This window comes from Tunicatimonas sp., assembly GCF_049647865.1.
Classification (GTDB): Bacteria; Bacteroidota; Bacteroidia; order Cytophagales; family Cyclobacteriaceae; genus Tunicatimonas.
In genome coordinates this window covers 1-3,795 of the sequence record NZ_JBARYM010000462.1, presented here as the reverse complement: position 1 = coordinate 3,795, position 3,795 = coordinate 1, and the positions used below count along the sequence as shown (strand labels likewise).

At 46.4% G+C, this 3,795-nt stretch carries 5 protein-coding genes; all 5 read left to right on the top strand.

Going from position 1 to position 3,795, the window contains the following annotated elements; all coding sequences use genetic code 11:
* On the top strand, positions 1–850 hold an 850-nt coding region (locus tag WBA23_RS13785; protein ID WP_424582858.1), incomplete at its 5' end, for an NAD(P)-dependent alcohol dehydrogenase.
* A gap of 184 nt (positions 851–1,034) precedes the next feature.
* Positions 1,035–1,982 carry an NAD(P)-dependent alcohol dehydrogenase gene (locus tag WBA23_RS13780; RefSeq protein ID WP_424582857.1) on the top strand — a complete coding sequence of 316 codons (948 nt, stop codon included), beginning with the start codon at positions 1,035–1,037 and terminating at the stop codon, positions 1,980–1,982.
* Positions 1,983–1,994: 12 nt separating this feature from the next.
* The gene (locus tag WBA23_RS13775) at positions 1,995–2,180 is read left to right on the top strand and encodes a hypothetical protein (RefSeq protein ID WP_424582856.1); all 186 of its coding nucleotides are present in this window, start codon (positions 1,995–1,997) and stop codon (positions 2,178–2,180) included.
* 26 nt (positions 2,181–2,206) lie between these two features.
* A complete protein-coding gene (locus WBA23_RS13770; RefSeq protein ID WP_424582855.1) occupies positions 2,207–2,905 on the top strand; it encodes a DUF4386 domain-containing protein in 699 nt (232 codons plus the stop codon).
* Positions 2,883–3,795, top strand: a 913-nt coding sequence (locus WBA23_RS13765; protein WP_424582854.1) for a serine hydrolase domain-containing protein, incomplete at its 3' end; no start/stop codon positions are given. The genes WBA23_RS13770 and WBA23_RS13765, both read left to right, overlap by 23 nt.

Genomic DNA, 3,795 nt, shown 5'->3' with positions numbered 1-3,795 from the left:
CGAATGCACCTTCCGACAGGGCAAACCTTACTTTTCCCGGCTGTTCACCGGCTTGCGAAAGCCCAAAATTACCCGGTTGGGGGAAGAACTGGCCGGGGTAATTGAAGCCGTCGGCCCGAAGGTGACTAAGCACCAAGTAGGCGACGAAGTCTTCGGCACGGCTGGTCCGGAATTCGGGGCCAACGCTGAGTACATCTGCCTGCCCGAAGACGGAGTGTTTACCTGTAAGCCTACCAACGTATCGTTTGCCGAAGCCGCTGCTTGTTGCGACGGCTTCCTGACCGCCCTGCCCTTTCTGCGCGATAAAGGACAAATCAAACAGGGCCAGCGGGTACTTATCTACGGGGCATCCGGTAGCGTAGGCTCCTCCGCCGTACAAATTGCCCGTTACTACGGAGCCGATGTCACCGGCGTATGCAGCACCGACAACCGGGAGATGGTTCGCTCGCTGGGAGCGCACCACGTGATTGACTACCGACGGGAAGACTTTACGGAGAATGGTCAGACGTACGATATTATCTTCGACGCGGTGGGAAAGACTACCTTCTCGCACTGCAAGCATTCACTTACCGAACAAGGCCGATTTCTGGAAGCCGGTATCAAATTAGGTATCTTTCTTCAGGTAATCCGCACGGCGGTATTTGGTAAGAAGAAAGCACTTATTGCGGCTACTGGTCTGCGCCCCCCGCACGAACGGATTAAAGATTTAGAATTGCTCAAAGACCTTATTCAAGAAGGTGCTATTAAACCAGTCATTGATGAGTCATACGCGCTGGAAGACATTGCTGAGGCGCATGGCTACGTGGATCAAGGACACAAAAAGGGTAATGTAGTCGTCTACGCTACTTGAATATAATGTTATGCAAAAGAGAACGTATAGACTGACTGGGTTCTTCTACTTCCTCATTATTATTTGTGCGGGATTTAGCCAGGGGTACTGTTCGGATTTATAAATACGAACTTCTTGCTGATAATCCGAACGAATACTATACACACGTTAACTTTATTTGCCATGAACTTTAAACCTGACAGCCATGACAACCAAAATGAAAGCAATGGTAGCCACCGGATACGGATCTCCGGAAGTGCTACAACTCCAAGAAGTCAACCAACCACAACCAAATAAAAACGAGGTACTCATCAAGATACACGCTACTTCAGTCACTGCTAGCGATGTCCTTATTCGTGGTTTGAAAGCACCACTTATGTATAAGCTACTTGTTCAACTTGCCTTTGGCTTTGGGAAGCCCAGAAATCCAATTTTGGGCATGGTGGTGGCTGGTACTATTGCGGGTAAAGGAAAAAATGTCACCAAGTTTAACCTAGGCGACGAAGTGTTCGCGTATTGTTCCATGTCACCAATGAAACACCGTTTTGGCTCCTACGCGGAATACATCTGTTTACCTCAAGACTGGAACATCGCCCTGAAACCAACCAACATCAGCTTTGAAGAAGCCGCGGCCATTCCGTACGGAGGTCTGTTAGCTGCTCATCTATTAAAAAAGACCAGTATTAAAAAAGGCGATAAAGTGCTTATTTATGGGGCATCCGGAAGTATTGGAACGATGGCTTTACAAATGGCAAAAAACGCGGGGGCTGCGGTAACCAGTGTATGCAGTAGTAAGAATTTTGAGCTAGTAAGGTCCTTGGGAAGTGACAAGGTGATTGATTACACCGCAAGCAATGCTGAATCCCAATTGGAGACGTACCAATACGTGATAGATGCCGTGGGTAATAGTAAATCATCAGTGCTCAAAGCAAAGAGCAAACAGGCGATCAATAAACAGGGAAGATACATCTCTATTGACGATGGCACGCCTACAACCCCCAAAGAAGTATTTTTAAAGCTGAAGGAATTAGTGGAACAAGGGAAACTCAAACCTGTCATAGACAAAGTATATCCTTTGGAAGAAATGGTAGAAGCCCACCGCTATGTTGAAGGAGGCCATAAACGAGGCAATGTAGTTATCGTAACCACCTAAATTCTTGCAACTATGAAAAAGGATAATAAACTAGCGTCCGGAATCTTACTAGGGGTAGTGATCGGAACCATTCTGGGAATCGCCTTAGATAATTTAGGTCTGTGGCTGAGTCTTGGAATAGCCATCGGTGTCGCACTCGAGTATACCAAGGAAGATGACGCCACTAAAAGAAGGAGGACCAATAATGAGAATGAGTAACAGTATCCTGTTCAACAGCATTAAACATGGAAAAGAAAACGTATAGACTGACCGGATTTTTGTACCTGCTTATTATCATCTGTGCGGGGTTTAGCCAAGGCTACATTCGGGGCAGCATAGTCGTGCCAGGAGATGCGCTAGCGACCGCTAACAATATCGTACAAAACGAAGCCTTATTTCGGTTAGGTTTATCACTAGACTTGGTGGCGTTCATCATGGATGCCATCGTTTCCGTGCTGTTGTATCAAATGTTCAAACCCTTTGGTAAAACCTTGGCAATGACATCCGCCGCGCTTAGACTGATCGCTCACCCCGCTATTGGCAGCCTAAATCTGCTCAACCATTTTCTCGCTTACCATATCTTGGGTGATGCTGAGTTCCTGACCGTCTTTGATGAAGCCCAACGACAATCACTCAGTTTGTTGTTTATGGATGCTCACCGCAGTGGTTATCTCATTGCGGGCGGTTTTTTTGGGCTTCACTGCTTGCTACTTGGGATACTGATTTATAAGTCTAACACGATTCCGAATATCTTTGGGGGTTTTCTGATTGGTTCGGCGGCAGGCTACCTCATCGAAACTTTTGGTAACTTCAGCCTGCCGGGCTACGAGGAATATACTGCTTTAATTGTCGGTATCGCTGCGGCGATTGGAGAACTATCGTTTACGTTTTACTTACTGATTAAAGGAAAAAAGCAACCCTATGACCAAGAAACTGATATTTAAAATAGTGTTGCTGGTTGGAACCATAATCTCTATGTTTTTTATCCCCTGGATATTTATAAAAATCTGGCTAACCCCGCTTCCTGAAACCATACCGGAACAAGCCGCCCAAGCCCTTGAATACGGATTTGATGGCATGATTGTGTATGTCGATCAGGGTGGAAAAGAGGCAGAAGTTTACACCGAAGGCTGGAATAACCGAGAGAAAAAGATACCCGCTGACCCCCGGGCACTTTTCAAAATAGCGAGTATTAGTAAGTTGTATGAGGCCGTCGCGGTGACTATGCTAGTCCATGAAGGGCGGTTGTCCCTGGATAAAACGCTGGCCGAATACTTACCGCAATACGCCGACCGGATTGAAAATGCGAACGCGATTACTCTAAGAATGATGGTGCAGCATCGAAGTGGCATTCCCAATTACGTTGACCACCCAGATTATCCTTGGAGCAGTCCTTACCAAGAAAGAAGTGAAACCTATGAACTGGTACTGGATCAGCCATCAGATTTTGAACCGAACACCAAGTATCAGTACTCAAACACTAATTATTTGCTCATTGGTGACATCATGGATCAGGTGTTAGGTTACAGTCACCACCGGTATATCCAGCAAAGAATCCTGATGCCCCTGGGCCTAAACCACACTTACAGTTTGCTTAGCGAAGTGGACCTGGATGATGTGATGAGCGGATACTTTGTTGGGTACGAACATGACATAAAATATAATGACTTCATTCAGCCCGGAGGCTCAATGGTAGCAACCATTGAAGACGTAGGTGTCTTTTTGAGAGCATTGAACGACGGGTCATTATTAAATGAGGAAGAACAAGCCATCTCCTCATCAATCTATGTCTACGAGCACACCGGCCTTTTACCGGGTTATCAAAGCATTGCGC